Origin of the sequence: Jujubicoccus corallicola (assembly GCF_047345645.1) — a bacterium.
GTDB lineage: Bacteria > Pseudomonadota > Alphaproteobacteria > Rhodobacterales > Rhodobacteraceae > JBLEFH01.
Genome location: NZ_JBLEFH010000006.1, coordinates 90,135 through 114,918, shown reverse-complemented (window position 1 = coordinate 114,918; position 24,784 = coordinate 90,135). Strand labels below are relative to the sequence as shown.

Annotated in this window: 37 protein-coding genes and 2 tRNA genes; 19 read left to right on the top strand and 20 right to left on the bottom strand. The window is 54.2% G+C overall.

All coding sequences use genetic code 11. The features are described 5' to 3' along the window. Window position 1: 1 nt before the first annotated feature. From ACMA5I_RS10305 to ACMA5I_RS10295, 3 genes are all read left to right on the top strand, one after another. On the top strand, window positions 2-1,486 hold the full coding sequence (locus tag ACMA5I_RS10305) for a hypothetical protein (RefSeq protein WP_525886180.1): 1,485 nt from the start codon (window positions 2-4) through the stop codon (window positions 1,484-1,486). 1 nt (window position 1,487) lies between these two features. Next, the gene (locus ACMA5I_RS10300; RefSeq protein WP_525886179.1) at window positions 1,488-1,793 is read left to right on the top strand and encodes a hypothetical protein; all 306 of its coding nucleotides are present in this window, start codon (window positions 1,488-1,490) and stop codon (window positions 1,791-1,793) included. A 214-nt stretch (window positions 1,794-2,007) separates the two neighbouring features. Further along, window positions 2,008-3,045 carry a M23 family metallopeptidase gene (locus ACMA5I_RS10295; RefSeq protein ID WP_525886178.1) on the top strand — a complete coding sequence of 346 codons (1,038 nt, stop codon included), beginning with the start codon at window positions 2,008-2,010 and terminating at the stop codon, window positions 3,043-3,045. A gap of 31 nt (window positions 3,046-3,076) precedes the next feature. Here the strand turns inward: ACMA5I_RS10295 and ACMA5I_RS10290 are convergent, their stop codons facing one another. Further along, window positions 3,077-3,250 carry a hypothetical protein gene (locus ACMA5I_RS10290; protein ID WP_525886177.1) on the bottom strand — a complete coding sequence of 58 codons (174 nt, stop codon included), beginning with the start codon at window positions 3,248-3,250 and terminating at the stop codon, window positions 3,077-3,079. Between the two features lie 242 nt (window positions 3,251-3,492). On the opposite strand from ACMA5I_RS10290, the gene ACMA5I_RS10285 reads away from it, so the two are divergent. Together ACMA5I_RS10285 and ACMA5I_RS10280 are read left to right on the top strand one after the other, a co-directional pair. Further along, window positions 3,493-3,750, top strand: coding sequence for a hypothetical protein (locus ACMA5I_RS10285; protein ID WP_525886176.1), 258 nt, complete (start codon window positions 3,493-3,495; stop codon window positions 3,748-3,750). Window positions 3,751-3,840: 90 nt separating this feature from the next. After that, window positions 3,841-4,137 carry a lysozyme family protein gene (locus tag ACMA5I_RS10280; RefSeq protein ID WP_525886175.1) on the top strand — a complete coding sequence of 99 codons (297 nt, stop codon included), beginning with the start codon at window positions 3,841-3,843 and terminating at the stop codon, window positions 4,135-4,137. Between the two features lie 352 nt (window positions 4,138-4,489). Here ACMA5I_RS10280 and ACMA5I_RS10275 read toward each other — a convergent pair whose 3' ends face one another. The 9 genes from ACMA5I_RS10275 to ACMA5I_RS10235 form a co-directional block, all read right to left on the bottom strand. Beyond that, a complete protein-coding gene (locus tag ACMA5I_RS10275; protein ID WP_525886174.1) occupies window positions 4,490-4,879 on the bottom strand; it encodes a single-stranded DNA-binding protein in 390 nt (129 codons plus the stop codon). Window position 4,880: 1 nt separating this feature from the next. Continuing rightward, window positions 4,881-5,249 carry a hypothetical protein gene (locus ACMA5I_RS10270; protein WP_525886173.1) on the bottom strand — a complete coding sequence of 123 codons (369 nt, stop codon included), beginning with the start codon at window positions 5,247-5,249 and terminating at the stop codon, window positions 4,881-4,883. Window position 5,250: 1 nt separating this feature from the next. Next, a complete protein-coding gene (locus ACMA5I_RS10265; RefSeq protein WP_525886172.1) occupies window positions 5,251-5,745 on the bottom strand; it encodes a hypothetical protein in 495 nt (164 codons plus the stop codon). Between the two features lie 57 nt (window positions 5,746-5,802). Then, a complete protein-coding gene (locus ACMA5I_RS10260; protein ID WP_525886171.1) occupies window positions 5,803-5,970 on the bottom strand; it encodes a hypothetical protein in 168 nt (55 codons plus the stop codon). Window positions 5,971-5,979: 9 nt separating this feature from the next. Beyond that, the gene (locus ACMA5I_RS10255; protein WP_525886170.1) at window positions 5,980-6,441 is read right to left on the bottom strand and encodes a hypothetical protein; all 462 of its coding nucleotides are present in this window, start codon (window positions 6,439-6,441) and stop codon (window positions 5,980-5,982) included. Then, window positions 6,438-6,686 carry a hypothetical protein gene (locus ACMA5I_RS10250; RefSeq protein WP_525886169.1) on the bottom strand — a complete coding sequence of 83 codons (249 nt, stop codon included), beginning with the start codon at window positions 6,684-6,686 and terminating at the stop codon, window positions 6,438-6,440. Before ACMA5I_RS10250 ends, ACMA5I_RS10255 begins: the two co-directional genes overlap by 4 nt. A gap of 12 nt (window positions 6,687-6,698) precedes the next feature. Then, window positions 6,699-7,004: a hypothetical protein gene (locus tag ACMA5I_RS10245; RefSeq protein WP_525886168.1), complete on the bottom strand. Its 306-nt coding sequence runs from the start codon at window positions 7,002-7,004 to the stop codon at window positions 6,699-6,701. A gap of 1 nt (window position 7,005) precedes the next feature. Then, window positions 7,006-7,737, bottom strand: a complete 732-nt coding sequence (locus ACMA5I_RS10240) for a hypothetical protein (RefSeq protein WP_525886167.1) — start codon at window positions 7,735-7,737, stop codon at window positions 7,006-7,008. A 558-nt stretch (window positions 7,738-8,295) separates the two neighbouring features. Continuing rightward, complete coding sequence (locus ACMA5I_RS10235; RefSeq protein WP_525886166.1) at window positions 8,296-8,583, bottom strand: hypothetical protein; 288 nt, start codon at window positions 8,581-8,583, stop codon at window positions 8,296-8,298. A 103-nt stretch (window positions 8,584-8,686) separates the two neighbouring features. On the opposite strand from ACMA5I_RS10235, the gene ACMA5I_RS10230 reads away from it, so the two are divergent. The 8 genes from ACMA5I_RS10230 to ACMA5I_RS10195 all read left to right on the top strand — a co-directional run bounded on the left by ACMA5I_RS10230 (window position 8,687) and on the right by ACMA5I_RS10195 (window position 12,512). Beyond that, window positions 8,687-9,004 (top strand): hypothetical protein, encoded by a 318-nt coding sequence (locus ACMA5I_RS10230; RefSeq protein ID WP_525886165.1) that lies wholly within the window; start codon window positions 8,687-8,689, stop codon window positions 9,002-9,004. Between the two features lie 704 nt (window positions 9,005-9,708). Next, window positions 9,709-9,779, top strand: a tRNA-Gln gene (locus tag ACMA5I_RS10225). A gap of 355 nt (window positions 9,780-10,134) precedes the next feature. Further along, window positions 10,135-10,509 carry a recombination protein NinG gene (locus ACMA5I_RS10220; protein ID WP_525886164.1) on the top strand — a complete coding sequence of 125 codons (375 nt, stop codon included), beginning with the start codon at window positions 10,135-10,137 and terminating at the stop codon, window positions 10,507-10,509. Then, window positions 10,506-10,832, top strand: a complete 327-nt coding sequence (locus tag ACMA5I_RS10215; RefSeq protein WP_525886163.1) for a hypothetical protein — start codon at window positions 10,506-10,508, stop codon at window positions 10,830-10,832. Before ACMA5I_RS10220 ends, ACMA5I_RS10215 begins: the two co-directional genes overlap by 4 nt. Window positions 10,833-10,839: 7 nt before the next feature. Next, a complete protein-coding gene (locus ACMA5I_RS10210) occupies window positions 10,840-11,022 on the top strand; it encodes a hypothetical protein (protein WP_525886162.1) in 183 nt (60 codons plus the stop codon). Window positions 11,023-11,372: 350 nt separating this feature from the next. Next, a complete protein-coding gene (locus ACMA5I_RS10205; RefSeq protein ID WP_525886161.1) occupies window positions 11,373-11,996 on the top strand; it encodes a helix-turn-helix domain-containing protein in 624 nt (207 codons plus the stop codon). Then, a complete protein-coding gene (locus ACMA5I_RS10200; RefSeq protein ID WP_525886160.1) occupies window positions 11,993-12,403 on the top strand; it encodes a hypothetical protein in 411 nt (136 codons plus the stop codon). Before ACMA5I_RS10205 ends, ACMA5I_RS10200 begins: the two co-directional genes overlap by 4 nt. A gap of 36 nt (window positions 12,404-12,439) precedes the next feature. Next, a tRNA-Arg gene (locus ACMA5I_RS10195) sits at window positions 12,440-12,512 on the top strand. Window positions 12,513-12,697: 185 nt separating this feature from the next. Here ACMA5I_RS10195 and ACMA5I_RS10190 read toward each other — a convergent pair. Together ACMA5I_RS10190 and ggt are read right to left on the bottom strand one after the other, a co-directional pair. Further along, the gene (locus tag ACMA5I_RS10190; RefSeq protein WP_525886159.1) at window positions 12,698-13,021 is read right to left on the bottom strand and encodes a hypothetical protein; all 324 of its coding nucleotides are present in this window, start codon (window positions 13,019-13,021) and stop codon (window positions 12,698-12,700) included. A gap of 120 nt (window positions 13,022-13,141) precedes the next feature. Beyond that, on the bottom strand, window positions 13,142-14,866 hold the full coding sequence (gene ggt, locus ACMA5I_RS10185; RefSeq protein WP_525886158.1) for a gamma-glutamyltransferase: 1,725 nt from the start codon (window positions 14,864-14,866) through the stop codon (window positions 13,142-13,144). 142 nt (window positions 14,867-15,008) lie between these two features. Between ggt and ACMA5I_RS10180 the strand changes: the two genes are divergently transcribed. After that, window positions 15,009-15,698 (top strand): HAD family hydrolase, encoded by a 690-nt coding sequence (locus tag ACMA5I_RS10180; protein WP_525886157.1) that lies wholly within the window; start codon window positions 15,009-15,011, stop codon window positions 15,696-15,698. Here the strand turns inward: ACMA5I_RS10180 and ACMA5I_RS10175 are convergent. From ACMA5I_RS10175 to ACMA5I_RS10155, 5 genes are read right to left on the bottom strand one after another with little or no spacing between them, the layout of a single operon-like run. After that, window positions 15,686-15,964 (bottom strand): DUF3572 family protein, encoded by a 279-nt coding sequence (locus tag ACMA5I_RS10175; RefSeq protein WP_525886156.1) that lies wholly within the window; start codon window positions 15,962-15,964, stop codon window positions 15,686-15,688. The two genes, ACMA5I_RS10180 and ACMA5I_RS10175, sit on opposite strands and share 13 nt — an antisense overlap. After that, entirely contained in the window at window positions 15,961-16,428 is a 468-nt protein-coding gene (locus ACMA5I_RS10170) for a periplasmic heavy metal sensor (protein ID WP_525886155.1), read from the bottom strand. Before ACMA5I_RS10170 ends, ACMA5I_RS10175 begins: the two co-directional genes overlap by 4 nt. Continuing rightward, on the bottom strand, window positions 16,428-16,706 hold the full coding sequence (locus tag ACMA5I_RS10165; RefSeq protein ID WP_525886154.1) for a hypothetical protein: 279 nt from the start codon (window positions 16,704-16,706) through the stop codon (window positions 16,428-16,430). Before ACMA5I_RS10165 ends, ACMA5I_RS10170 begins: the two co-directional genes overlap by 1 nt. Continuing rightward, window positions 16,703-17,323, bottom strand: a complete 621-nt coding sequence (locus ACMA5I_RS10160) for an RNA polymerase sigma factor (RefSeq protein ID WP_525886295.1) — start codon at window positions 17,321-17,323, stop codon at window positions 16,703-16,705. The genes ACMA5I_RS10165 and ACMA5I_RS10160 overlap by 4 nt, the downstream gene beginning before the upstream one ends. A gap of 33 nt (window positions 17,324-17,356) precedes the next feature. After that, the gene (locus ACMA5I_RS10155; protein ID WP_525886153.1) at window positions 17,357-17,971 is read right to left on the bottom strand and encodes an EF-hand domain-containing protein; all 615 of its coding nucleotides are present in this window, start codon (window positions 17,969-17,971) and stop codon (window positions 17,357-17,359) included. A 306-nt stretch (window positions 17,972-18,277) separates the two neighbouring features. On the opposite strand from ACMA5I_RS10155, the gene ACMA5I_RS10150 reads away from it, so the two are divergent. The 5 genes from ACMA5I_RS10150 to ACMA5I_RS10130 all read left to right on the top strand — a co-directional run bounded on the left by ACMA5I_RS10150 (window position 18,278) and on the right by ACMA5I_RS10130 (window position 20,614). Then, window positions 18,278-18,610 carry a DUF983 domain-containing protein gene (locus ACMA5I_RS10150; protein ID WP_525886152.1) on the top strand — a complete coding sequence of 111 codons (333 nt, stop codon included), beginning with the start codon at window positions 18,278-18,280 and terminating at the stop codon, window positions 18,608-18,610. A 35-nt stretch (window positions 18,611-18,645) separates the two neighbouring features. Then, entirely contained in the window at window positions 18,646-19,332 is a 687-nt protein-coding gene (locus ACMA5I_RS10145) for an NUDIX hydrolase (RefSeq protein WP_525886151.1), read from the top strand. Window positions 19,333-19,455: 123 nt separating this feature from the next. After that, the gene (gene rpmG, locus ACMA5I_RS10140) at window positions 19,456-19,623 is read left to right on the top strand and encodes a 50S ribosomal protein L33 (RefSeq protein ID WP_009572866.1); all 168 of its coding nucleotides are present in this window, start codon (window positions 19,456-19,458) and stop codon (window positions 19,621-19,623) included. Between the two features lie 179 nt (window positions 19,624-19,802). Then, entirely contained in the window at window positions 19,803-20,195 is a 393-nt protein-coding gene (locus ACMA5I_RS10135; protein WP_525886150.1) for an NUDIX hydrolase, read from the top strand. Window positions 20,196-20,242: 47 nt separating this feature from the next. Then, window positions 20,243-20,614 (top strand): GFA family protein, encoded by a 372-nt coding sequence (locus ACMA5I_RS10130; RefSeq protein WP_525886149.1) that lies wholly within the window; start codon window positions 20,243-20,245, stop codon window positions 20,612-20,614. A 53-nt stretch (window positions 20,615-20,667) separates the two neighbouring features. Here the strand turns inward: ACMA5I_RS10130 and ACMA5I_RS10125 are convergent, their stop codons facing one another. From ACMA5I_RS10125 to ACMA5I_RS10115, 3 genes are all read right to left on the bottom strand, one after another. Beyond that, window positions 20,668-21,444 carry a Bax inhibitor-1/YccA family protein gene (locus ACMA5I_RS10125; protein WP_525886148.1) on the bottom strand — a complete coding sequence of 259 codons (777 nt, stop codon included), beginning with the start codon at window positions 21,442-21,444 and terminating at the stop codon, window positions 20,668-20,670. A gap of 113 nt (window positions 21,445-21,557) precedes the next feature. Further along, the gene (locus ACMA5I_RS10120) at window positions 21,558-24,053 is read right to left on the bottom strand and encodes an ABC transporter permease (RefSeq protein ID WP_525886147.1); all 2,496 of its coding nucleotides are present in this window, start codon (window positions 24,051-24,053) and stop codon (window positions 21,558-21,560) included. Further along, on the bottom strand, window positions 24,050-24,712 hold the full coding sequence (locus ACMA5I_RS10115) for an ABC transporter ATP-binding protein (RefSeq protein ID WP_525886146.1): 663 nt from the start codon (window positions 24,710-24,712) through the stop codon (window positions 24,050-24,052). Before ACMA5I_RS10115 ends, ACMA5I_RS10120 begins: the two co-directional genes overlap by 4 nt. Window positions 24,713-24,784: the final 72 nt, after the last annotated feature.

Below are 24,784 nucleotides of genomic sequence, written 5' to 3'. Positions count from 1 at the left end.
TATGGCAGTAGAAATATTTTATTTTGATGGTCACATTTCAAGCACGTTTGGTTCAGGGTGGTTCAATACCACCAATGTTTTTGATGGGAACGAAGCAACTCTTACTGAAAATACTTCTACTAGAAGCAGTATATCTTTTGAGGGTGTCAATTGCCCCACAACAGGAGGAGAGATTTCTCAGGTGCGAGTACGCGCCTACACTTACCAAGATGGAGAGCACAGCGTAGTCAGTTACGTAAAAAGTGGGGGAGAGGCAGTGTCACCTAGTCTTGGAGCAGATTACACAGGATTATGGGCTAGCGACTCGACCCCTGTTTGGGACACATGGAGGGTTATGGACGAACCCTCTGGTGGTTGGTCATGGACTAAAGTAAATGAACTTCGCTTTGAAGGGTTCTCATACGAAGGTGCACCATTTGGAAATGATTTCCAGTGGGGTGTTGGTAAGGTGGAAGTGGAAGTCACCTACACCCAACCCCCACAACCCCCAACACAAAAGTTTCTCCTCTCAACAACCCAAGCAACAGGGACACACACAAACTTCCCTGCAGCGGTAGACCTGTCTATCCTAGGCATCACCACACAAGCAGAAGCAGATAGTGTTCGTGTCTACACAGATGAAAGTAAGAGTGTGGAATTGCCGCGTGAGATTGTCTCACCGTCTATCATGTGGGTGAAGCTAGATGCACTTTCAAACAGTGACACGTACTACGTAGAGTATGACGGTGTGAGTGCTGACTATGCGGTGACTGACACGTATGGGCGTAATGCGGTGTGGAGTGACTATGAACTTGTAATGCATTGCCATAATGACATTGATAGTACTGGAAATTACACTCCGACTGTAAGTGGTGGTGCTAGTTTTGGAAATACTCCAGGAATTATTGGAGATGCTTTATACCTTGATGGTTCAAATGACAGTTGGTCAGTCAGTGGTTCTACTAATCTGACAGAGCTTGAAAATAAGGACGTGACAATAACTGCCTTTGTTAAGAATTACTTTAATACGTATTCACCACCTAGAGAAGCACCAGTTTTTGGTAATTACCCAGGTACAGGTCCTAGTCCAAATCAGTTTTTCTCTCTATCGGTAGATAGTGATGGAAATACTAAAGTTGCTTCTCGTCGAGATAATGACGCAGAGGTTATTACAACAGCTTTCGGACCGTCTGTAAAAACTAACTCTTGGCAAAAGGTTACTTTAAGAAAAAACGGGACAACATTTTCTCTTTTACAAAACGGTGTGCAACCAGTGTCTTCTGTAAGTTTTAGTACAGAAGGCAAGACGGATAATCAATTTGAATTTGGTGGCGGTGTATCTATTGTAAATCGGTATAACCAAGGGAGCTTTACTGAATTACGTTACAGAAACTCTGCGGTATCTAACGACTGGGAAGCCACCGAATACGCCAACCAATCAAACCCCGACACTTTTTGGACAGTCACCCCAGTTATAAGTAATAACGGCTTCTGGCACTTCTTTTAGTATGGCAGAACACGAAATATACAAAGCACTCATGGACATAAAAGAAGAGCAGGGGCGACAGTCTGCGGTGCTTTCTGCTACCTATGAGCAAGCAAAGAAAACAAACGGACGCGTGACAAAGCTCGAAAAGCGTGTAACACAAATGGAGAAAGCACCAAAGATTGAAGTGAAGCACGCGGATGTTGTGAAAGGCAAACCAGTCATTCAGCAAATCTTTAACAAAGAAATGCTGGCGTTGGCGGTCTTTATTGCCGCAGGAGTAGGCTACTTTGTCATTACAATCTTAGAATACTTACAAACACTATGATTTTTATTGCACTACGCATACTCATATACCTATTCGTTGCAGGGATAGCGTACAAACGTAAGTTTTACCCATTTATGACACTGTGTCTGATGTCTGTCTTTGTGGCAGGTACATCAGAGCTAGACAGCACACACGGCTTGCGCCAGCTCGTATTATCACTCCTACCACTAGGCTATCTATGGGTGGGCTATTATCTATGGCGTAACAAATAACTATGAAACATCTCTACCACCTAAAAATCGTCACTACAGACGCAGACGTTCTAAACTGGCGCACAATCAAAGCAAAGTGTGACGCTATCGAGGCTGTACTGAACACTGTGCAAAACGGACGCTTCACCGTGTCTATCGAATATCAAAAGCTACGACCAGAGGTAAATGCAGAGGGACGTATCACGCACGAATGGTTCGACGCTACACTACGCTCTAAATACGTAGACTTTACCGTGTTGCACATGACGTCTAAGCAAAAAGAGCAGTGGGGTATCAAAACTACCTTGCGCGGTTCACGCCACAATGACGCTGATGATACAGGCGAGCTGTATATGTGGGCAGACGAACACACACGGCGCGGACGCAAGTTCAACCAATTCATTGAAACAATCTTGCACGAAGTACGTCACGAATTGAAAGCAGGGACAGGTGAAAAAGACGACACACACGACTTGCATGGGCAAGACGGTACGCTACGTGAAGCCTTTGCTGACATCGACATGGCGAAGTATCGACCTATCCGCACACTTTGGGCGAAGACACTGCGAGCGGTGCTCATTCGTATCATCGAGCTATTCACCGCAATCCTTGCAAAAAAAAAGCCTCAAACGCTGACACTACCAGTACGTGATTTTGCTATCTCGCAAGCGTACGGCACGCACAATTGTAACTGGTATCCAACAACATGCCGACACATTGGACTTGATTTTGCCACCCCTGTCGGCACACCTGTATATGCTCCACTTGATTGTGAGGTGATAGCATCAGGCTACAGTGAAAGCTTAGGTAATTTCTGCCATGTACAGTATGAGTATAATGGTGAAACCTTTGTCGAACGCTGGCTACATCTCAACTATATCCCGAAGCTAGGAACGTACCGCCAAAGTGCCTTAATCGCTCACACAGGCAACACAGGGTACACCACAGGTGCGCATTTTCACATGGATATTTGGTATAATGAGGTCAGACTTGACGCTATCACATCGTCAAACTGGAACGCATTAACGATTAACCCAAAAACACATTATGGTATTGAGTAAAAACGGTGTCGGACTGATTTTGTTCGCACTCTCATTCTTTGGCGTAGAGGTAAGCGAAGACGCTGTTATTGAAACGGTGGCGGCTATCGGACAAGCTGTATCTTTCATTCTTTTGATTTGGAATCAGCTTGACCGCCCAGACGTGAAAAGCTTTATCTTCAAACGCTAATGAAAGCACTACACCACCTGCAAGGCTGGCTCTCATTCGTGGGCGCAATGCACCCGCTTATCGGCATGATAATGATTGTGCCAATCATCTTGATAGAGCTCCTAGCCTTTGGTGGTGATAATCCACATAGAACATCTTGATTGTGGATAACTACTATATATGTATATATGATTGTGTACTATATAGACAGGCATTCGTGCCACATTAAACGATAATCCAATAGGCTTATTAAACCTAAACACATTATTTTTGCAGTTATACTGACATTAGTAGTGGGAATGGCGGTATTGTCATCTCAAACTACCTCATACGAAGCTCAAAACGAGCCTGTGACGGTAGAAATAGAGAAAGAGGTAGATAGTACCGAGAAACGAATAAAGGACGCGCAAAACACCGCTTTAAGTGAGATTGAAGCGGAAGCAGACAAGCAACGACAAGCGTACATCGAGCTTGAGCTTCAAAAGATTGAGGCACAAGTGCTCGCAGATGTCGAAGCAGAGCTGAAAGAGCGTCGATTGAACCTTGAGGACAATTGAAGAGAGGAAGCGCCTGCGCGTGCACTGGTGTCGCCAGTGCGAAAGGAAGCGCCTGTGCGAGCTGTCGTAACAGCAGGGCGAGAGGAGATTGTGGCGCTGATACGTGCCACGTTTCCAGAGGACGAAGAGACAGCTATCGCGGTAGCTATGTGCGAGAGTGGGCTACGAGCTGATGCTTATAACCCCGCCAACAACAACGGCACAACAGACGGAGGGCTATATCAACTGAACTCAGTGCATGATGCGCGTCTCGCAGAGCTAGGACTTGATAAGTGGAATGTAGAAGATAACATCGCGTATGCTCGTATGCTGTACGATGAAAGCGGTTGGACACCATGGGTGTGCCACAACAAAGGATTGCACCTAAAATATCTCGCTCAAGCATAAGAAAAAGCCCCGATGTGGGGCTTTTCTCTTTGTCTACTTTTTCTTGCTACCTTTTAGACGTCCGCGCTTTCGTTTTTGTTTCACCCAGATAGGCTCGTCTACAAGGTACGTGTCGTGGTTGTGATTGTACTCATAGCCAAGCAATTCTCCAAGCGCTGTTAGCTCTTTCTGTAGGCGCAAGGCTTGCTTTTGTGACATGCGTTCGTCGCGCTCTGATACCTCTGATACCTTCAAGGTTTCAAGTATCTCTAGCATCACCTCTCGACGTAGCTTGAGAGCTTTATTGCCTAGCATGTACAGCACTACAAGTGCTAGGACAGTTACAAATAGAATTGGTGTCATATGTTATTTGTTAGAAAGGAATATCCTCTGGATTAATGTCTTGCTCTGGGTACTTTTCGTCTGTGTCACCTACTTTACTTGGCGCTTTACCGACAAAGGTAACATTGTCTGCAATTAGCTCTGTGATGTATCGCTTTTCCTCTCCAACCTCATAGGTGCGAGTTTCAGAGCGTCCCTCTACAAGTGCTTGGCGTCCTTTTGCAAGGTATTTAGAGCACGCCTCTGCTTGTGCACCAAACACAACAACATTGTGGAATTGTGCTTTTTCTTGTGTGTTGCCGTCTTTGTCTTTGTATGTGCGATTGGTCGCAACTGCGAAGTTGCAGACTTGGCTTCCACTTGGCAACGCTTTCAATTCTGGGTCACGTGTGAGGTTTCCTAAGATAATGTGCTTATTCATATTATTTTGTTACTGGTTTGATGCTAATGTACTCGTTTTCGACAGGCTCTACGAAGTCAGGTAGAGTTTCAAGCTTTTTGAGTTCCTGCGCCGCGCGTGTTTTGTCAATAGTTGTACAACGATGCTCTGTAGCCCATTTCATTGCTTCAACTTCGTTGACAAACGCATAGCCTTTGCGTGATGCAATCGAGAAATTGGCGTGCTCTGTTTTGACCGAGCGCATACCATTCTCTTTCATATCTTCAATAAGCTCTTCTTGCAGATTGTCGCGCAAGTCTTTGAGTGGTTTCATCTCAATGTCTTGCTTTTCTTTTAGCTCTGCAATCTCATTGCGTACCGCTAAGAGCTGTTCTGTTCGTTTAATATCCATATTATTCGAGATTATCGGCTAACTCTTTAGACATCGCACGCACCTCTGTGTCACTACGTTGCGATGCAGAAAGTGACTTCCAAATATCTGTCAGCTCGTCTTTAGTAGTAGCTTTCTTCAACTGCGCAATTGCATCTTTTTTCGATACGTCTGGTGTTTCTGTTTGCTCAGGCGCTTTAGCGTTATCGTCTTCAAACGCCTTTACTTCGTCATACGACGCAATCTCACCGCCTGCGAGATAGCCAGCAAATGCGAGTGCTCGCCCGACTGCCGTTGTCTCTACTTTTTCAAAGGCTTTCTCTTTGCCTATTTTGCCGAAAGCATGACCAGTAAATGTACGGTTATCATCGAGTGCGATTATCGCTTTGAAAATAACGTACCCTTCGTTGAAAAGTTGCTCTGTTTCGATAGTACCTTTTTTATGGTCGCTATGAAACTGCTCTAGTCGCGCACTTACAGGCGCATACTCTTTTCCTTTTAGATTTATTGTCTTCATAATACTATGTTATATATTAAGCCCTTTTAGCGTCATGGTGGACGTATAACTACTATACTACTTTTTAATCACTATATCTATCTTCCCCTGTGCATAAGCTTCGCGCAGTATGCGGAGTATCTTTTCACCGCTACCTGCTACCGTCACGTCTAACTGTCGATACAGTTCTTGTTTTGCTTTGATGTCACCTGTGATGTAGGCTTTAATTTTTTGTGTTTGTGTCATATTTCATTGTTATTCTATCTCTAAAATCTTACATAACTGCTCATAAACCTCTGGCTGTTGGCGTTCGAATGGCTGGGTGAGGTCTATTTCAATATTCGTAGCATCGTAATGCTCATCTACACCAGAGCCATACATTCTACAAATCCGAGCGTAATATCGACCTTTGTTATCGCGAGTGGTTTCAAGACCATACCAATATGGATTATTTTTGTAATTATCTTTATCTAACACCAACAGCAAGTGCCGTAGCTCTACTTCTGGGCTGTAGCCAGACAATGTTTCTAACTCATCTTCGTCAGAATAATACTTATGTCTGCGAAAACGATAGGACCACTCTAGCTTTTGTTCTTTATCAAGAGAACTCCCCTCCATTAAATCCCCTCTACACACTTCGTGGTTGCGGATGTGGTGGAGTAGTTTTTGTTTCACGCCCTCGTACCACCTCACTCTCATTTTTTTGTTTGGTGTCATACAACTTTCTTATTGTCTGTAGTGGTAATATCTATCACCTGTATGTCTTCTATACCTTGTCTTATATATTCTAAGTCGTACATATTTTTCATATCTTGGTCTGCTTTTTCGTACTCTTCCATAAGACTCTTCAAGTGTTTATAAAACTCCGCTATTGCTAATTCCACAGCCTTAAATGAGTCTCCTCTGGTCACAATGATTTTATAAACTCCATTTATGATTATTAGTCTTTCTATTTCTTTCATACCCTTATTTTGTTAGTGTTTTAATTTTTTTATATCTTCCGCAATACCTGCGCATACCTGTTCTTCTGTGTAGAAGGCATTTTTTGTTGATATTGCCAAACCATATCCATTTACAATGGCAAGGCATTCTTTGAGAACCTCCTCCCGCACCGCCTTTCTATCTGCTTCTAGGGTGGTGGGCAGCATTTCACGCAGTTTTTTCGGCATTTCTTCAACATCAAAATACCACTCGATAGGTTCACCATTTTGCCATTTAAACTCTGACATTTTAGTTGCCTCTTTTACAAACTCCTCCACTATTTCTGTGATTGGTTTCATACTATTTTTCACTAGCTTCTAATAACTCCAACAGCTTTTCGGAGTGTTTATCGTACGCGCTCGTCTCCGCACTGATTTCCGCACCCCTCGCCGCACTCTCCGCTGCGCTCGCCGCGTTCGCAGCACTCGCCGCACTCTCCGCACTCACCGCGCCCCACACCGCGTTCGTCGCACTCGCTGCGCCCCACACCACACTCACCTCAATCGCCGCATTCCGAGCCGCGCTCGCCGCACCTTTATTCCACACACCAGTATTTAACGCATCATCTGCTACTTTTTGTGTGCCTTTAATAGCATCAAGCACCTGCTTCTTTAGGTCTGCGTCGATGTCAAGCTTTTCTACTCTAGCGATATTCTCGTCCATAAGGTACGAAAGGAACTGCCACTTCACGCGCTCTAGCGTTTCAAACTCCACACCTGCTGGGATAGCCGCGACAAAACGCTCTGGCCATGTTTTATACTCTGTTACGTTTTCAAAGAAAGTGTCTTGCAAGTATGCCAACCATGCTGGATACCACCCCTCTGTTTCTAAAGCTTCGTGGTCTCCGTTGTTATAATCTTTCCCAAGCTTGCGATTGAGTGTGTCAACAGCACAGCCGACAGCACAGCCCTTAAATGTTTCGCTATCTGTTTCGTTGTATGTACCACGCACCAACTCATCAGCTTCACGATGTGCAATGGTTTCTTTGAGTAGTAGCTCTTTGAGAGCTGGGTCGTCGTTAAATGTTTTCATACTATATTTGAGATAGTGCTGGCAGGATACGCACATCGGGGGTGTTATCTACAAGGATGCAAGGACATTCTTTAGTGTGCATATACTTGATTGCATTTGGTCTTTCAGTATTGAGAGTGCCGTCGCTATTCCAGTAACCACAGACGCAAATGTTTTTATTGGTGCTTTTGTAATCCTTTTTCATATCTCTAAAATAATTCGATAAATGCGTCTGTTAGCCCTGCCCACTCTGCTACCAGAATGGCTACTGCAATCACTATCAGTGTGATGATTGCGCTTGTTTCTTTTGATGTCATGTTAGTCAAACGGATTAGGTTTTCGCTTGTAATCTTCTACCTCATTCATCTGGTGATACACTCGTGCGTTCCAATCTTGTGAGTGGTGCAGGTCTGTATCGCCGCTATACTCTTTCGTGTGTCCGTCTATTGTGATTGTGATTTTCATAGAATTGGTCGCTTAAATGGATTGGCATACGTTTCGATTGAATGCGGGTGTGAGGGTCGTGCCTCACGCTTTTTAATAGATTGCTCGTGCGCTTTCATTTCAAACGCGTTTCGTCTAATACGTACCATATCCCGATTGTGCTACTTCGTACTGATAATCAAGTTGCACGTCTGCTTCTTCTTTTGCTTCGGTGATGATGTTGCAAATGGCAACCTCTGTGCGCTCTGCAATGTTTTGTAGTTGTAATGCTTCTACGACATCGTAGAAGCTAACTGTGTTGATGTCGAAGATGTCGAGCGTATCAAGATATGCTTTTGCATCTGCGACCATTGTTTGTTGTGCTTCCCAGTAACCGTCTGTGTGTTGTGTACTCATATTTTTGTATTTCTTATTGCTATACATATATAGTATATTGCTACAGAAATAATGCAAGCACTACTGCTGTGGATAACTAAAAACAGCACGTGGTATACTAAACGTAGAAGCTCATTACAGGAGAAAAAAGATGTGGCGAGTTTGGCTTTCACGTAAAGCGAACCGCTACCTCTGTGGCGGTGTTGAAGAAATGCTTTGCTCTCGTGCGTATCGTGAGGGCTGGCTCATTGTTCCACTGCTGGACTTCGTATGCTTCTGGCATCCGCGTCCACACTGCAAAGCTTGTTTTTACTGGGAGGTATCAAATGGCTTACTCAAGAAAATACAGACTGACCAAGGGTCAACTCGAAAAACGGAAGAAACGCCGTGCGAGAAACAAACCAGAGAAACAGCAAATGAAACGGTGGCTCACGTGGCTCATCAAAACACACAAGGAGATATACAATGATTATCCTACTCCCATACGTTACGTGGAGTATATGGACAACTACTATCGAGTTGATGTTTGAGGAGATGCAGAAATGAATTGCAACCTCTCAGATTCAAATTATAAATAAACTGTGAAAAAATATAGTTTGTGATAGTGGTATATAAGTATTTATACTTTCCACTGCTACAGAGAACATTTCTCACTCAATCGGTATGACCGCAATCGTACCGATGGAAGCAATTGGCGAAGATAGAGAAGGCACGGCAAGACCGAACCAATCGCCAATACAACTAGCACGCTACGGTGTGCTTTTCTTTCTCACAAACATATGAAAAAACTAACTGTCTCACAAAAACATAAAGGCGAATATCATGCAGATGTTGCATTTTGCTTAATGGAGAATGAGCATTCCGAAACTCGGAGCATAGATAAGACAACAAGTCCAACAACATACTCGTGGACTGTTGCGGATTTACTAAATGACGGTGGTATTCTCATAAGAGAGATGTCTGTGAGTGAGTATCAGAAATACACGAAAGAAAAATCGTAGGTTGTTATGAGGGGTGGCGGAATAGGTAGACGCATAGACATGCACTGTTACGGTCAATAGGAGAGTGCATCTCCGAAGGCAATGTAAGGTGACTACACAAATGATGGGCTTCCGTATGGTTGCTCTATACTCTTTTGGCAAATCCTTACCCCCTCATAACAGCTTGTGAAATTGGCTTTTCGTCTAACGGTAGGACGCCTGTTTTTGAAGCAGATAATCGGGGTTCGACTCCCTGAAAGCCAACAAAAAGGTTGACGTCGAATCGCGTCCCGCTAGACTGTCCCGACCATAAAGAGTGAGGGTCAAGTGAAAAGAGTTTCAATTTTTATCGTAGGCGCAATGTTGCTACAAGGCTGTGCCGCCGCAGGTGGCTATGCAATCACAAACGCCGCCACAAATGCACTTTCAAGCGACCAAAACGATTATAGGCATCGCATATCGCAGATGTCGTGCAGTGAGTTGCAAGCAGAGTATCAAAAGCGACAGGGTGGCAATGTCGGAATGCTCATAAATCCAATGTATTCTGGCAACACAGAGTCTATAAGAACCGAGGCAATGCTGAAAGACTGTCCTATCGGCTAACTGCTATAATAGAGAGGTGGCAAAAACTCAAACTGTCGCCTCTCTTAAAAAGACACTCTGGCGACACTTCGCACGCTATATCAAAAAACGCGACAAGAACATCTGCTTTACCTGTGGCAAAAAGGTAGAGGGACGCAACGCACAGGCTGGACACTACATGCCAAAGTCTGCGTGCGGTTTAGAATACTACTACAGCGAAACAAACGTGCACTGCCAGTGTGGTGAGTGTAACTGTTTCTTGCATGGCAATATCCCTAACTATCGAAAAGCAATCGTTAGAAAGTACGGCAAAAAAGAGCTTGAAACTATCGAGCGCAACTTTCGCAAGCCGTATACTGGGGATAGCAAAGCTTGGCTTTTAGAACGTATCGCGTACTATAAGAGCAAATGAAACGAACCACTCTTCAAAACCGTAGCTTGCACAAATTATTTGATAACACCTCAAAAGCGTTAGTCGAGGAAGGTGTCACTATGCGTACTATCGTTACCAAAATGGAACAGCACCGCATAGAGCCTACGCCAGAGCTGGTCAAAGCCGTATGGCGTGCTATTCAAGAAAGCATGTACGGTACGAAAAGCACTACCGAACTCACCACCGACCAAGTCAACGAGGTGTTTGAGGAATACAATAAGCTCATGTCAGAGCTAGGTGTCTACGTGCCGTTTCCTAGCATCGACAGCCTCTTAGATGCCTACAGAGACAGTTTGCTATAATAGGCAAATGACACTCCAAAAAGGCACGCGCTACATTCGCACAGCGCCCGACAACGAACAAACCATTGCAGTTATCAGCAACGACAAAGACCTTGCGTATCATCAAGACCTTGCCGAAAAAGGCTACACGTACAAAGAGGTGGTGGTAAACGCTGCACCAGACAGCACTTGCGTTTCGTGCGAGGGGTAGTAAAATAGAAGTATTCAATATTTGTAATATTGAGCAAAAAGCCTTCATGCCTCGTAGACACGGGGCTTTTTTCTTATCCACAACCGCCCCCACAGGCGGTTTTTGTGTATTGGTATAATGTACTGTAGTACTACGTTGTAACGCGCGGAGTACTGTGTTATACATCTTCTTCGCTTAAATTAAGACCGTTATCAAGGGGAAGAGAGGGGAGAAACCCCACTAGTGCGCGAAGACACTAGCGTTACTCTCTTCTCTTTGAGAGCGGTTTTTCTATTATGTCAGTATCAAAATCGAAGCGACAGCCTAGTGGTTTTACACAGGTTACTAACAAGTTGTTAGAGGACAGCTCATTGTCGTGGAAAGCAAAAGGTATTTATGCCTTTATCTATTCAAAGCCTGACGGTTGGAACTTTTCAACGCGTCGTATTGCTGAAGAAGCTTCAGACGGCGTTGACGCAACACTTTCAGGCATCAAAGAGTTAGAGCAAGCAGGTTTCATCAAAAGGGAACGTCAAAATAACGGGCGTGTGCTTTATCATATTCTCATAAAGCCCCATACGGAAAACCCGTATGAGCCACATACGGAAAATCCCAACGTGGGAAAATCCCAACGTGGGAAAACCCGTACGGTAAGTAATACTATAAGGGAGCAATACTATAAAGAAAGTAATACTCATAAGGAAAAGGCGAGCTTTTCCGTGTTGGGAGCAGACATAATCAAAGCTTTTGAAGCGGTGGACGGAAAAAATAAAGCCTACTATGGAAACAAAACGCAACGCACAGCCTGTGACTTCTTGATTGAAGAATATGGCTTTGACGAAGTTATGAAGCGAGTGAGCTTTCTTCCGAAAACAAACACCATGCGCTATTGCCCGACAATCACTACTCCCGTGCAACTACGTGACAAGTGGAAGCAGTTAGAGCATGCAGTTATCAGATACAAAGAGGAACACAATAAAACCGAAATACTATGAAACAATATCGCTATCTCGTACGCTACGGCTACGACCAACTAAGCAAAGTGTCTATCGAAGCAGGAAAAGACTTAGAACGTGTCATTCACGCAAAAATGGCTCAAAAACCCGTAGAGGTTGGCGGACGCATTTTTGACGGCAAGCACATTATCGACATTCGACCCGATTATCACTTTTACACTGGCTGGTTTCCGCACTACCAACCCAACACAGGTGATGATTGGAAACAGATAGAGCGCGATTGTCCGCCTGAAATGGAAACACTGCTCTCACAATACACAGATAAGGTGCGTCAACTTGTCGTAAGTGGACGCACAGCAGAGATTGGTAAAGGTGAGCCGTTGCCACTGCCGTTGCAATCTGCTGATACCCGTGCCATAGAGCACAGCGTCTCGCAGTCAGCTTGAAAGTCTAGCTTCAGCAGCGTAGAGATGGAAATACGCGGTCGCGTAGCTAAACTGGATTAGCATCCGTCTTCTAAACGGAAGTATGTGGGTTCGAGTCCCACCGCGACCACGTAGAGACATCAAAGAGACACGCACTACCTAACCCATTGAAAATACATACGGACGAGCTGACTTCTAATCAGCAGGTTCGGGGTTCGAGTCCTCGTGGGATCGCCAATCCTTGATTTTTGTCCAACGCGGGTTGGCTTGGGTGTCCCTCAAAATCAGGGCGTGGGACACGTGAGGTCGTTCCCGTCAGTTGGGGACCTGCTCGATCCAGCGAAGCCGGAAGGCGATCAGGATGAAGGCGATGAGCAGGCCGGTCGCGATCAGCCAGTGGATCAGGATTTTGCGGCGCTTGCCTTTTGACGGCCACCATGGGGCGGCACGGAGGCTCTGCATCTTGTCGAGATGCCGGGTCATAAGATCGTAGAAACCGAAGATGACCGCGTCGAGGATGGCCAGCAGCACCAGAAAATACCGGACAAAAAAATAGAGAAACAGGATGATGAGGACCGGCAAGGCGAGCGGGCTGTTGATCACGAAATCGGACGTGCTGGCGCTCGGTGTGTCGGGCATGGTTTTGCCTGTTTTCTGAGTGTCTGAGGGGGAGTTTTAGGGCGCTATCGGGTGCCGGATCAACCGATGAACCCTCGTTTAGGTAAAAAGGGGCCGCGTGGCCCCTTTTCTGATCTCACTTTAATACCCAACCGTCGCAGCTCCCGCTGCCCTCGGGTCAGACGCGCCCAAGAAAAACCCCGTCTCCGGATCGTTCAGGATGGATTGGGTCGAGCCCATCACGTCCATTTCCACCGGCGTGTGGCCCTTGCCGCGCAGGATGTTGAGGGTGTCGGCGCTGAAGCCTTCCTCGATCCGAAGCTCATCCGGCAGCCATTGGTGGTGGAAGCGCGGCGCGTTGGTGGCTTCGGCGACGTTCATCTTGTGGTCGATGACGTTGGAGATCACCTGAAGCGTCGTCGTAATGATCCGCGCGCCGCCGGGGGAGCCGGTGACGAGGAAGACCTCGCCGTCCTTCATCACGATGGTCGGCGACATGGAGGAGAGGGGGCGTTTGCCCGGCTCCACCGCGTTGGCGTCGCCGCCGATCAGCCCGTAAGCGTTCGGCACGCCCGGCTTGGCGGAGAAATCGTCCATCTCGTTGTTCATCAGAACGCCGGTGCCGTCCGCCACCATGCCCGAGCCATAGGAGAAGTTGATGGTGTAGGTGTTCGACACCGCATTGCCATCCTTGTCCATGATCGAGAAATGGGTGGTTTCATTCGACTCGTAAGGCGCGAGATCGGCGGGTTTGATGTTCTCCGACGGAGTCGCGTAATCGCCGATTTGCGCGCGAATGTCTTCGGCGTAATCCTTGGAGGTCAGCTCCGCGATCGGGACATCCACGAAATCGGAATCGCCCAGAAATTCGGAGCGGTCCGCATAGGCGCGTTTCATCGCTTCGGCCATCAGATGCACGGTTTGCGCGCTGTTGGACCCGAGCGCGCCAATGGGCCAGCCTTCCATGGTGTTCAGGATCTGGATGATATGGATCCCGCCGGAGGAGGGCGGCGGCATTGAGACGATATCATAGCCGCGATAGGTGCCGGTGACGGGCTCGCGGATCTTGGCCTCGTAATTGGCGAGATCCTCGACGGTCATCGGGCCATCGGCAGCCTGCACGGCGGCAGCGATCTGCTCGGCGACCGGGCCTTCATAGAAGCCCGCCGGACCTTGCTCGGCAATGGCTTTGAGAGTGTTTGCGAGATCCGCCTGCACCAGCGTGTCGCCGGGAGCGTAGAAGCCGTCTTCAGTGTAGAAAATCGCCTCCGAGGACGGCCATTTCTTCAGCCGCTCTTCGAGCGCGATCAGACTGTCCGCAAGGGCGGGGGTGACTTCGATGCCCTCTTCGGCGAGACGGATGGCGGGGGCGATCACCTCGGCCATGGTCATGGTGCCATATTCATCGAGGGCAAGCTGCATCCCGGCGACCGTGCCGGGCACGCCCGCGGCCTTGCCGGTGAAGCGCGACAGCTCGCTATCGGCGTCGCCATTCTCATCGAGGAACATATCGCGCTCCGCACCGGCGGGGGCCATTTCGCGGTAGTCAATCGCCTTGGTCTCGCCGCTTTCCGCGTCATGCACGATCATGAACCCGCCGCCGCCCAGATTGCCCGCGCGCGGCAGCGTCACCGCCAGCGCGAAGGCCACGGCGACCCCGGCATCGACCGCATTGCCGCCCTGTTCGAGGATCTCAAGGCCGACCCGTGCGGCCACCGCTTCCTGCGCGGCGACCATGCCATTTTCGGCCCAGACCGGATGAATCCGGTCCATCCCGGAATAAATCGCGTCCTCCTGCGCAAGGGCGGGGAGGGTGAGTGCAAAACTTGCAGCAATAGGAATGAGAGACGTCATGACATGTCGCATGGAAGCTCCTCCGTTTGTTTTTGGCGCGAGTGAGTTCGCGCAGGGCCAGCTTAGACGCGAGGTCGCGCGCGGCGCAATCTTTGAGGCGTTGCTTGCCCGCGCGCGGGCGGATAGGGAGGGGACGAGCAGAAGGAGACCCCCCATGATCCGCGCATTGCTATTTGATAAAGACGGCACGCTGTTTGATTTTCGCAAAAGCTGGCAGGGGCCGTTTTTGAAGATGGTGCGGGGCGTTGCGGGCGGTGATGACGCGCTGTTTGCCGAGCTTTGCGCGTATTTGCAGATCTCGCCGGAGGGGCATATCGCCGCAGGCTCGCCGCTGGTGCACGCCGCCGGGCCGCAGATGGAGGAGATCATCCGGGACGGGTTCCCACAGGTGTCGCACGAGCAGATCCAGCGCGCTGCCCATGCGGCCTTTGCGGGCGCGATGCCGGTGCCGGTGATGGAACTCGCGCCGTTTTTGAAAGCGCTGGCGGATGAGGGCTATGCGATGGCGATCGTCACCAACGACGGCGAGACCTCCGCGCGCGGGCAGATGGCGCATTTCGGGGTGGAGCGCTATTTCCGCGCCGTCGTCGGGTTTGACAGCGGCTTTGGCGCAAAGCCCGATCCGGGGATGGTGACGGCGGCGCTGGAGAAGCTCGACCGCAAGGCCAGCGATGCGGTGATGATCGGCGATTCCATTGCGGATATGAAAGCGGGCCGCGCGGCGGGTTGCACTTGTGTCGCCGTTCTGACCGGCACGCGCAGCCGCGAGGAACTGGCGCCCCATGCGGATGTGGTGCTGGAGGATATTTCCGAATTGCCGGGCTGGCTCGCTCAGGTCCAGTGAGGCACATCGCCGCCGGGGAGCGCGGCGCGGGCTTCGAGCACGCGCTCCGGCGGGATTTGGGTTTCCTGCGCGAAATCGAGGATTTGCGCCTCATCCGTGAGCAGCCAGTCGAGCAGGCCCGCCAGAAAGGCCGGATCGCCGGCACCGGCGCGCAGCTCGGTCACGCTGTTGCCGGTGCCGTTCATGAACCCGGCGAGCCGGTCCTCCTGCTGGATCAGCCAGAGGATATAGTCCTGCGCGAAAGAGACCGCCGTTTCCTGTTTCATTTGCGGCCCTTCTTGCCGCGCGCCCCGTGGTCGCGGAGTTTCTCGGCAAAATCGGCGCGCTCTTCGGGGGTCATCTCGCCGACCTGCTCGATCAGCTTGCTGCGCAGGTTGGAGAGGTCTTCATCGGTGCGCATCTGAAAGGCTTGCAACGCGGCCTCAAGGGCGGCGGGATCGAAGGGCTCGGCCTCGACCGCCGTGGTGATGGCGCGGACCTGCGCGGCGCGCTCCTCGCGGCGGTTCTCCGGCCCCTTGCGGCGCTCGCGGAAATCGCGGCGCATCTCGTCTTTCGCCGCCTCGGGCAGGGCGTGGATCATCCCGGCCACGAGATCGCCCGGCGGGGGCGGCGGGGGTTTGCGGTCCGCTGAGACCAGCGGCCCGAGCACCACCCCGGCGAGGATCACATTGACCAGCACCGAGGCGAGCAGCAGATAGCGCAGTTTTTTCAACGTCATGGTGAAGGGCATTACTCAGCCTCCGCGAAACTGTCGAGGGTGGCGGCGATGTCGTAGCCGGTGAAGGCGCTGGCCGTGTCGGTCACATTGCCCATGCCGATCCAGAGCCCCATGAGCGCGCCGCAGGCCAGCGCCGGTGCGCCTTTCCAGCCGCCGAGGAAGCGCCACAGGGTAAAAGGTTTGGGCTGATGCGCCGCCGCATCGGCCAGAACGCGCCCCAGGAGATCACCGGGAACGCCCGGTTCCGCCTCGCGGGCCGCCGCGAAATAGCTGTCGAGATCGTCACTCATGACCCAGTCTCCAAACTGAGCGCCGCACGGCGCGATTCCAATGTTGCGGCCAGACTGCGCTTGCCGCGGGCAAGGAGGCTTTCGACGGCCTCTTCGCTGATCTCCATAACCTCTGCGATCTGCGCTTGGCTATGGTCCTGAAAATGGCGCAGCACCAGGGCGAGGCGCTGACGCTCGGGCAATGTGGCGAGCGCGGCGCGCAGGGCAGCGGCGCGGTCGGCCTCGCCAAGCTGGGCCTCGGCGCCGGGCGTGTCGTCCTCCTGCTCGGGGACCTCCTCGCCGCTGATGCGTTTGCGGCGGCGCAGACGGTCCGTGCAGAGATTGGCGGCAACGCGGTAGGCCCATGTCTCGGGCTTGGCGCGTCCGGCTTCCCAGTTCGGGGCCAGTTTCCAGAGCCTTAGCAGCGTTTCCTGCGCCACATCCTCGGCCTCCGCCGGATCGCTCAGCATATACCGGGCGAGGGAAAGGACAGGCGGCAGCAGCCGGTCCGCGATTTGCCGCGCGGCCCGCTCGTCACCGCCCGCATAGGCCGCGATTAGCTCTTCGTCACTTTGCACGCTGCCTGTGCCCTGCCTTGCCGTCGGTTGCTTGCGGTGGTTCCGGGGCGAGAGGGAAATCCCGCCCCGGAGATATGCCTGTATTGCCTGCTCTTACTCGCTGTCGGCGGCGTTGTCAGCCTCGCCTTCGGCCTCAGGCGCCATCGGCGGCTCGCCATTCGGGGCGTCAGCATTGGGCGCATCGCCCTCCGGCGGCTGCGGACGTTCACCCCGATCGCCGGGACGCTCACCACGTTCACCGCGCTCACCGCCGCGCTTGCCCATTTTCGGACCGTTCTCGGCCTCTTCCTGGGAAATCGCGCCGTTTTCATCCGCGTCGAGATGCTCGAACATGCGCTCGGCCATATCTTCGCGCGGTGCGAGTTCTTCGGCGCTCAACACGCCGTCATCATTCTCATCGCGGGCCTCGATCATCCGCTCGACACCGGCGCGGCGGCGCGCCTCGGCTTCCGCCTCTTGCCGGGCGATCAGCTCATCCGCATCCAGATTGCCATCGCCATTGGCGTCGGCGGCGTCAAACTTGGCCTCCTGAAACGCGGTGAACTCTTCGGGCGTGATCTCGCCGTTGCCATCCGAATCAATTTCGCCGAATTGCATCATCATCGGGGCCGGGCCGCGGCGGTCGTGATGCCCGTCCGGGCCTTTGGCATAAGCGGCGCCCGAGACCAGAAGGGTTGCGGCGACGGTGCTCATCAGAAATGTTTTCATGTGAACGTTCCTTTATTTTTGCTCGAAGCTGTTTCTTGCTGCTTCGTGACTGATACGCAGCAGGGCCGCCGGACCCGTCGAAGAAAAACGAAAAAAATCGCATAAAAATATCCTTAACTAATAAAATCAAGGACTTGAGGCGCGCGGCGGAATGCCGCAGAGTGATGCAAGAGCTTTTCAAAGCGCGGTTTGATCCGTATTGTATGCCATACTATGGATGCAAACGCCCTCAATGACCGCCCGCTAATGCCAGCCGTCAAACACGGATGGGGATTGCGCTGTCCCAACTGCGGACAGGGCCCGCTGATGGATGGCTATCTCAAGACCCGTGACGACTGCATGGTCTGCGGGCAGGTGTTCTCCCATCACCGCGCCGATGATGGCCCAGCCTGGATGACGATGCTCATCACCGGCCATGTCATGGCGCCGCTGATGATCACGGTTTACGAGATCTGGGAGCCCAATCCCGGCGTCATGGCGGCGGTGTTCTCGCTCTTTTTCATTGCGCTCTCGCTTTATCTTTTGCCGCGACTCAAGGGTTGTTTTGTGGGAACACAATGGGCAAAACGGATGTACGGTTTTGACAGTGACGCTCCACCGGGTCCCCATACGGGTGCCATGACGCGTGAGGGGGTCTAATTTCTATTTTATCCACATCGCGGCGAGGTTCCCGCATGACCCCGGAAACGGACAAATCGAAAATCATCCGTGATGCGGCGTCGCTTGTGCTTATTCGCCGGGATGGCGAGCCCTCGGTTCTGATGGGCAAACGCGGGCGCGGCGCGGCCTTTATGCCAGACAAATTCGTGTTTCCCGGCGGGGCGGTCGATCCGCAGGACGCCGATGTGCCGGGGGTGCCATTGCGCGCGCTGCCTGCTTGCCGGTTGGGCGATCTGGGGCCTGCGCTCGCCAATGCGGCGATCCGCGAGCTTTACGAGGAAGCGGGGCTGATGCTCGGCGATGCCGATCCCGGCGCGGACGCCATTCCCGCCCCGACCGAGGACTGGGCGCAGTTTTTCGCGACCGGGCATTTGCCGGACGCCTCGGGCCTGCGCTTCATCTTCCGCGCCGTGACCCCGCCGGGCCGCACCCGCCGCTTCGATGCGCGGTTCTTCATGGCCGAAGCGGATGCGCTCAAGGGCGACCCGGATGATTTCTCCGCCTCCGATGACGAGCTGTCGGATCTGCAATGGATCCCGCTCTCGAAGATCGAGGACTATCCGATGCCCTATGTGACCACGGTGGTGCTGGAGGAGGTGAAGGCGCTTCTGGATGATCCGAGCCCGGTCCGTCCGGTGCCTTATTTCCGCGAGGAAGACCGGATGCAGCAATTCACCTATATCGAGGATCTGCCCAAATAAACCGCGCCGATTCGCCTTGACAGCAGGGCTGAGAGGCGTAAAAGGCAATTTCCGAATTTGCCCGTTTCACGGGCGCTTTATTTCATGCGGATCGCCGTTCACGCGCCGCGAGGAGAGTTTGAGATGGCTAAGCCTACCACGATCAAGATCCGCCTGAACTCGACGGCGGATACCGGCCACTTCTATGTGACCAAGAAAAATGCCCGCACCATGACCGAGAAAATGGTCGTGAAGAAATACGACCCGGTGGCGCGCAAGCATGTCGAATATAAAGAAGGCAAGATCAAGTAAGTGATCGGCCTGACGCAAAAGACCCCGCCTTTGCGCGGGGTTTTTTTGTGCCGTTTTGCAAGGGGATCCAGCGGAGAAAGCGCGCGGCGCTTTCACGGGGTTTGCTGGGGATGGGCCGCGTGGGTGTGCGCGCGGGCGCGGTGCCGCCTGTCGGGTATTCTGTCGCCAAGGTGTTTGATATGAAAGAGATTTTTATCGCTGCCGCCGCGATCCTGCGGGCCGATGGGGCGCTGCTTTTGGCGCGCAAGAAGAACACGGCGGCCTTCATGCTGCCCGGCGGCAAGATCGAGCCGGGGGAGAGCGCCGAGGCGGCGCTGATCCGGGAGTTGCAGGAAGAGCTGGCGCTGGATCTGGCCCCCGGCACGGCCCGCTATCTCGGCCGGTTCGAAGCGCCCGCCGCGAATGAGGCGGGGCATGTGGCGTATGGCGAGATTTACCGGTTTGAGTGGGACGCGCCGATCACCGTGCAGGCGGAGATTGCCGAAGCGGTCTGGGTGCAGCGGGCGGAAGCCGAGGCGCTGGTTCTCGCGCCGCTGACACGCCAGCATGTGTTGCCGCTGATCTGGGATTGATCCGCCGCGCCGTTCCGAGGGAGGCTGGGGGCAAAAGGGAGGCGATGATGAGCGAGACCACGGGCGGCTGTCTCTGCGGCGCGGTGCGGTTCACGGCGACTGGCGCGCCGGAGCGTGTCGGGCTTTGCCATTGCCTTGCGTGCCGGAAGCATCATGGGGCGGTGTTCTATGCCGCCGCGATCTTCGCACCGGATCAGGTCAGGATTGACGGCGCGACGCAGGTCTATGAGGGCCGTCATTTCTGCCCGATCTGCGGCAGTTCCGTCTATGCGCTGAGCGAGGACGAGGTCGAGCTGCATCTCGGGGCCTTTGACGCGCCGAGCCAGTTCACGCCGACCTATGAGCTTTGGACCTGCCGCCGCGAGGCGTGGTTGCCCGCGTTTGACGGCGTGACGGCGTTCACGCGCGAAAGGGACTGAGCCATAAAAAAAGCCCGGCGCTTGGCCGGGCTTTCTATCGTCTCTGTCAGGTCTTACTCGTTGGTCGCGCCGAAGAGCGAGAGCATCGACATGAACATGTTGATGAAGTTGATGTAGAGCGAGAGCGCCCCCATCACGGCGGATTTGCCGATCATCTCTGCCGCTGCGCCGCCATGCTGGGCGAGGGCCAGATAGGTGTTCTTCAGACGCTGCGTGTCATAGGCGGTCAGGCCAGCGAAGACCAGGAGCGCAACCACGGAGACCGCGAATTGCAGCGCCGAGGAGCCGACGAAGATGTTGATGATCGATGCGATAACTACGCCGATCACACCCATGAACAGGAAGCTGCCCCAGCCCGAAATGTCGCGCTTGGTGGTGTAGCCCCAGAGCGACAGGGCGGCGAAAGCACCTGCGGTTGCAAAGAAGGTCTGCGCGATGCTCATGCCGGTATAGAAGACGAAGATCGAGCTGAGCGACAGCCCCATCAGCGCGGCAAAGGCGTAGAGCATGAATTGCGCCGTGCTTTGGCTGACGCGGTTGATGGTCGCGCTGAAGGCGAAGACGAAGATCAGCGGCGCGAACATCACCGCCCATTTCAGCGGCGAGTTGAACAGGCTGAGCAGAACGCCTTCCGGGATCACGGCAGTTTCCTGGCCGCGGGTGAGGGCGTAAAGATCGGTGCCGAACACATAGGCCACAGCGCCCGAGACGACCATTGCGATCGCCATGAGGCTGTAGACCTTGTTCATATAGGCGCGCAAGCCCGCGTCGATGTCACGTGCACCGGTGCGGACGGTCTGTTGGCTTTGATAGCCATGCGGTTGGGCCATGAGGTCCTCCAAGTTGAAATCCTCCCAAATATCGGACTTTTCGGGCCGCATTTCAAGATTGGACGGTGCGGATTCCGCACGGCTCGCATGGTTTTGCTGAATTGGGCGGAAAATCAGCCCTCGTCGCGCAATATCCTTGCTGGCTTGACCCGGAGCGGCCCGGCCACGAAGGCGAGGCGGGCGAGAAGCGCGGTCAGCACGCCAAGGCCGATGGTCAGGAGCGCGTTGGTCCAGTCGAACCGCCAGCTGGCCTCAAAAACGAAGCGCATGATCGCCCAGCTTCCAAGCGCGCCGGTGACAAGAGCGATGAGGCCCGCCGCAAGCCCGGTCCAGCCCGCGCCGAGGGCGTGAATGGCGAGGATGCGCGGGCGGCTCGCGCCCACGGATTTGAGGATCGCGGCCTCCTGCATCCGGGCGCGGGCGGCCATGGCGGCGGCGCCGATCAGCACGGCAAAGCCGGTGAGCAGCGTCGCAAGGGCGCTCCAGCGGGTGGCGGCGGCCAACTCGTCCAGTGTCTCGCGGGCGCGGGCCAGCCCTTCGCGGACGGAAATGGCGGTGACATTCGGCGTCGTTTCGGCCATGGCGCGGAGCATCGCGGTCTCGCTCTCCTGCGGCGCGTAGACGGTGGCGAGTTCCGTGTAAGGCGCGCCCGCGAGCGTCGCCGGGCTCATCACCATCACGAAATTGATGCCCATATCCGAAAAATCGACCGTGCGGAAATTGGCGATGGTGACGGTGACATCGCGGCCAAGGACGTTGACGGTCAGCTCATCGCCAAGGGCAAGGCCGAGTTCCTCGCCTTCCTCGGCGGCGAAGCTGACAAGGGCGTCGGGGGTGTCCGGGTCCCACCAGCTGCCTTCGACGATCTCGCTGCCTTCGGGCTGCGGGCCGGACATCGTGACGCCGCGATCGCCGCGCAGGACCCAGTGTTCGCCCGCGACGCTGCGGGCGTCCTCGCCGTTGATCCGGGTCAGAACGCCGCGCAGCATGGGGGCGGTTTCAATGTCGGTTGCGCCTTGGTCTGTGAGGAGGTTCTGCAAGGGGGCGCTTTGATTTTGTTGGATATCCACGAGGAAAAAGGCGGGGGCACGCTCGGGGAGTTCATTGGCCAGCGCATTGCGCAGATTGCTGTCGACCTGCCCGATGGTGGCCAGAACCGTCAGGCCGAGACCGAGCGAGAGCATCGCCGCGCCAAGATCGCTGCGCGGTCCGCTGAGCGAGGCAAGGCTGAGGCGCGAGACGGGCGAGCCCGCGCGGCGGCGCATGTTTTCGGCGAGTTTGGCGATCCCGCGGGCGGCGAGGGCGAGGGCCAGCATCGCGCCCGCAAGGCCGAGGGAGAGCCAGAGCGTGAGCATTTCCATGCCCGAGAACCAAGCCGCCGCGCCGACGAGGACGACCAGCAGCGCCGCGACGACCACGAGCGCCCAGGTGCCGGGCCGCGCATCGCCCCAATCCCGGCGATAGAGCACGGCGATTTTAACCTCGCGGAGGCGGGCGAGCGGCAGGATGGTGAAAATCGCGGCGATCAGCGCGCCATAGAGCAGAGCTTCGAAAATCGGGCGCGGGTAGAGGGTGAACTCCGCCGGGAAGGGCAGGCGGCTGGTGATCGGGCCGGAGAGAAGGATCGGGATACCGATGCCGAACAGCAGGCCAATGGCGATGCCAAGCGCGGCCATCAGGCTGATTTGAATGGCAAAAAGCCGCATCACGCCGCCGCCGGTCATGCCGACGCTGCGCAGGGTCGCGATGGTGGGGATGCGGGCGTCGAGCCAGGCGCGGACCGCCGCGCCGACGCCGATCCCGCCCACGGCGAGGGCGGCGAGGGAGAGCAGGATCAGGAAGCCGCCGAGCCGTTCGGTCATGCGGCTCGCGCCGGGGGCACCGCGCCGCACATCGCGCCAGCGCATCCCCTTGCCCGCAAAGACCTCTTCGGCCTCGGCGCGGGTGCTGTCGAGGGCGGAGGGGTCGACGCGGAGGCGGTAGAGGCTGTCGAAAAGGCTGCCTTCCGCCGTGAGACCCGCCGCCTGCACATCGGCGAGGCGGGCGAGGGTGGAGGGCGCGAAATCGAAGCCGCCGAGGTCCTCATCGGGGCGGGCGATCAAGAGGGCGGAGAGGTAAAACTCGTTGCCGCCAAGGGTCACGATATCGCCCGGCTCCGCGCCGATGCGGGCGGCGAGATTGCTGTCCGCGACAAGGCCGGGGCGGGTGCCGTCGCCCGCGAGCGCATCATCAAGCGGCATGGCGGGGATAAGCTCGACATCGCCGATGAGCGGATAGGCCTCATCCACCCCGGCCACCAGCGTGAGCGCCCGGTCCGCCGCCGCTTCGCTGGTGCCGATCATGGAGCGAAACTCAACGATTTCAGAGAGATCGCCCGCGCTGTTCAACCAGGCGCGCTCGGTCTCATCGGCATAGCGATAGGTGAGGGTCAGCTCCGCCTCGCCGCCCATGATCTCGGCGGCATTGTTTTCCAAACCGGTCTCGATGGCGGCGCGCACCGTGCCGATCCCGGCAATCGCGGCGACGCCGAGGGCGAGGCAGAGCAGGAAGATGCGGAAGCCCGCGATCCCGCCGCGCAGGTCCCGAAGGGCGAGGCGCAGAAGGGTCATGCCAGCCGCCCGTCATTCATGCGGATCACCCGGTCGCAGCGCTCGGCGAGGTCCGGGGCGTGGGTGACCATCACCAGCGTCGCGCCGTGGCGCTCCTGCAATCCGAACAGCAAATCAAGGATTTGCGCGCCGGTGTCGCTGTCGAGATTGCCGGTCGGCTCGTCGGCAAGAAGCAGTTCCGGGCGCGGCGCGGCGGCGCGGGCGAGGGCCACGCGCTGCTGCTCGCCGCCCGAAAGCTGCGACGGGTAGTGATCGGCGCGGTGTCCGAGGCCGACGGTTTCGAGCTCCGCCTGCGCCCGCTCCATCGCATCGGAGGCGCCTGCGAGCTCCAGCGGGGTCGCGATATTTTCAATTGCCGTGAGCGTCGGGATAAGGTGGAAAGATTGAAAGACGATGCCCATATGATCCCGGCGAAAGGCGGCAAGGCCATCCTCGCCAAGCGCGCCAAGATCCTGACCAAGCGCGGTGACGCGGCCCCCGGTGGCCCGCTCCAGCCCGCCCATGAGCATAAGGAGAGACGATTTGCCAGACCCCGAAGGCCCGATCAAGCCAACTGCTTCGCCCGCTTTAACGTCCAGCGATATGCCTTTGAGAATATCGACTTTTCCGGAAGATGCGTCGAGGCTCAGCTCTACGTTGTCGAGGGCAAAGGCGGTCATCGGCAATCTCCTGTCGGCTCGCGCCCTATTTAAGGGTCGCCGCGCCGTTTACCACCTTTCAGCGGCAATTTT

Excerpts from the sequence above, each read along its gene's own strand:
- ACMA5I_RS10305 (WP_525886180.1), top strand. The coding sequence starts at position 2 with ATGGCAGTAGAAATATTTTATTTTGATGGTCACATTTCAAGCACGTTT.
- ACMA5I_RS10300 (WP_525886179.1), top strand. The coding sequence starts at position 1,488 with ATGGCAGAACACGAAATATACAAAGCACTCATGGACATAAAAGAAGAG.
- ACMA5I_RS10295 (WP_525886178.1), top strand. The coding sequence starts at position 2,008 with ATGAAACATCTCTACCACCTAAAAATCGTCACTACAGACGCAGACGTT.
- ACMA5I_RS10290 (WP_525886177.1), bottom strand. The coding sequence starts at position 3,250 with ATGAGAGCCAGCCTTGCAGGTGGTGTAGTGCTTTCATTAGCGTTTGAA.
- ACMA5I_RS10285 (WP_525886176.1), top strand. The coding sequence starts at position 3,493 with ATGGCGGTATTGTCATCTCAAACTACCTCATACGAAGCTCAAAACGAG.
- ACMA5I_RS10275 (WP_525886174.1), bottom strand. The coding sequence starts at position 4,879 with ATGAATAAGCACATTATCTTAGGAAACCTCACACGTGACCCAGAATTG.
- ACMA5I_RS10270 (WP_525886173.1), bottom strand. The coding sequence starts at position 5,249 with ATGGATATTAAACGAACAGAACAGCTCTTAGCGGTACGCAATGAGATT.
- ACMA5I_RS10265 (WP_525886172.1), bottom strand. The coding sequence starts at position 5,745 with ATGAAGACAATAAATCTAAAAGGAAAAGAGTATGCGCCTGTAAGTGCG.
- ACMA5I_RS10260 (WP_525886171.1), bottom strand. The coding sequence starts at position 5,970 with ATGACACAAACACAAAAAATTAAAGCCTACATCACAGGTGACATCAAA.
- ACMA5I_RS10255 (WP_525886170.1), bottom strand. The coding sequence starts at position 6,441 with ATGACACCAAACAAAAAAATGAGAGTGAGGTGGTACGAGGGCGTGAAA.
- ACMA5I_RS10250 (WP_525886169.1), bottom strand. The coding sequence starts at position 6,686 with ATGAAAGAAATAGAAAGACTAATAATCATAAATGGAGTTTATAAAATC.
- ACMA5I_RS10245 (WP_525886168.1), bottom strand. The coding sequence starts at position 7,004 with ATGAAACCAATCACAGAAATAGTGGAGGAGTTTGTAAAAGAGGCAACT.
- ACMA5I_RS10240 (WP_525886167.1), bottom strand. The coding sequence starts at position 7,737 with ATGAAAACATTTAACGACGACCCAGCTCTCAAAGAGCTACTACTCAAA.
- ACMA5I_RS10235 (WP_525886166.1), bottom strand. The coding sequence starts at position 8,583 with ATGTATAGCAATAAGAAATACAAAAATATGAGTACACAACACACAGAC.
- ACMA5I_RS10230 (WP_525886165.1), top strand. The coding sequence starts at position 8,687 with ATGTGGCGAGTTTGGCTTTCACGTAAAGCGAACCGCTACCTCTGTGGC.
- ACMA5I_RS10215 (WP_525886163.1), top strand. The coding sequence starts at position 10,506 with ATGAAACGAACCACTCTTCAAAACCGTAGCTTGCACAAATTATTTGAT.
- ACMA5I_RS10210 (WP_525886162.1), top strand. The coding sequence starts at position 10,840 with ATGACACTCCAAAAAGGCACGCGCTACATTCGCACAGCGCCCGACAAC.
- ACMA5I_RS10200 (WP_525886160.1), top strand. The coding sequence starts at position 11,993 with ATGAAACAATATCGCTATCTCGTACGCTACGGCTACGACCAACTAAGC.
- ACMA5I_RS10190 (WP_525886159.1), bottom strand. The coding sequence starts at position 13,021 with ATGCCCGACACACCGAGCGCCAGCACGTCCGATTTCGTGATCAACAGC.
- ggt (WP_525886158.1), bottom strand. The coding sequence starts at position 14,866 with ATGCGACATGTCATGACGTCTCTCATTCCTATTGCTGCAAGTTTTGCA.
- ACMA5I_RS10180 (WP_525886157.1), top strand. The coding sequence starts at position 15,009 with ATGATCCGCGCATTGCTATTTGATAAAGACGGCACGCTGTTTGATTTT.
- ACMA5I_RS10175 (WP_525886156.1), bottom strand. The coding sequence starts at position 15,964 with ATGAAACAGGAAACGGCGGTCTCTTTCGCGCAGGACTATATCCTCTGG.
- ACMA5I_RS10170 (WP_525886155.1), bottom strand. The coding sequence starts at position 16,428 with ATGCCCTTCACCATGACGTTGAAAAAACTGCGCTATCTGCTGCTCGCC.
- ACMA5I_RS10165 (WP_525886154.1), bottom strand. The coding sequence starts at position 16,706 with ATGAGTGACGATCTCGACAGCTATTTCGCGGCGGCCCGCGAGGCGGAA.
- ACMA5I_RS10155 (WP_525886153.1), bottom strand. The coding sequence starts at position 17,971 with ATGAAAACATTTCTGATGAGCACCGTCGCCGCAACCCTTCTGGTCTCG.
- ACMA5I_RS10150 (WP_525886152.1), top strand. The coding sequence starts at position 18,278 with ATGGATGGCTATCTCAAGACCCGTGACGACTGCATGGTCTGCGGGCAG.
- ACMA5I_RS10145 (WP_525886151.1), top strand. The coding sequence starts at position 18,646 with ATGACCCCGGAAACGGACAAATCGAAAATCATCCGTGATGCGGCGTCG.
- rpmG (WP_009572866.1), top strand. The coding sequence starts at position 19,456 with ATGGCTAAGCCTACCACGATCAAGATCCGCCTGAACTCGACGGCGGAT.
- ACMA5I_RS10135 (WP_525886150.1), top strand. The coding sequence starts at position 19,803 with ATGAAAGAGATTTTTATCGCTGCCGCCGCGATCCTGCGGGCCGATGGG.
- ACMA5I_RS10130 (WP_525886149.1), top strand. The coding sequence starts at position 20,243 with ATGAGCGAGACCACGGGCGGCTGTCTCTGCGGCGCGGTGCGGTTCACG.
- ACMA5I_RS10125 (WP_525886148.1), bottom strand. The coding sequence starts at position 21,444 with ATGGCCCAACCGCATGGCTATCAAAGCCAACAGACCGTCCGCACCGGT.
- ACMA5I_RS10120 (WP_525886147.1), bottom strand. The coding sequence starts at position 24,053 with ATGACCCTTCTGCGCCTCGCCCTTCGGGACCTGCGCGGCGGGATCGCG.
- ACMA5I_RS10115 (WP_525886146.1), bottom strand. The coding sequence starts at position 24,712 with ATGACCGCCTTTGCCCTCGACAACGTAGAGCTGAGCCTCGACGCATCT.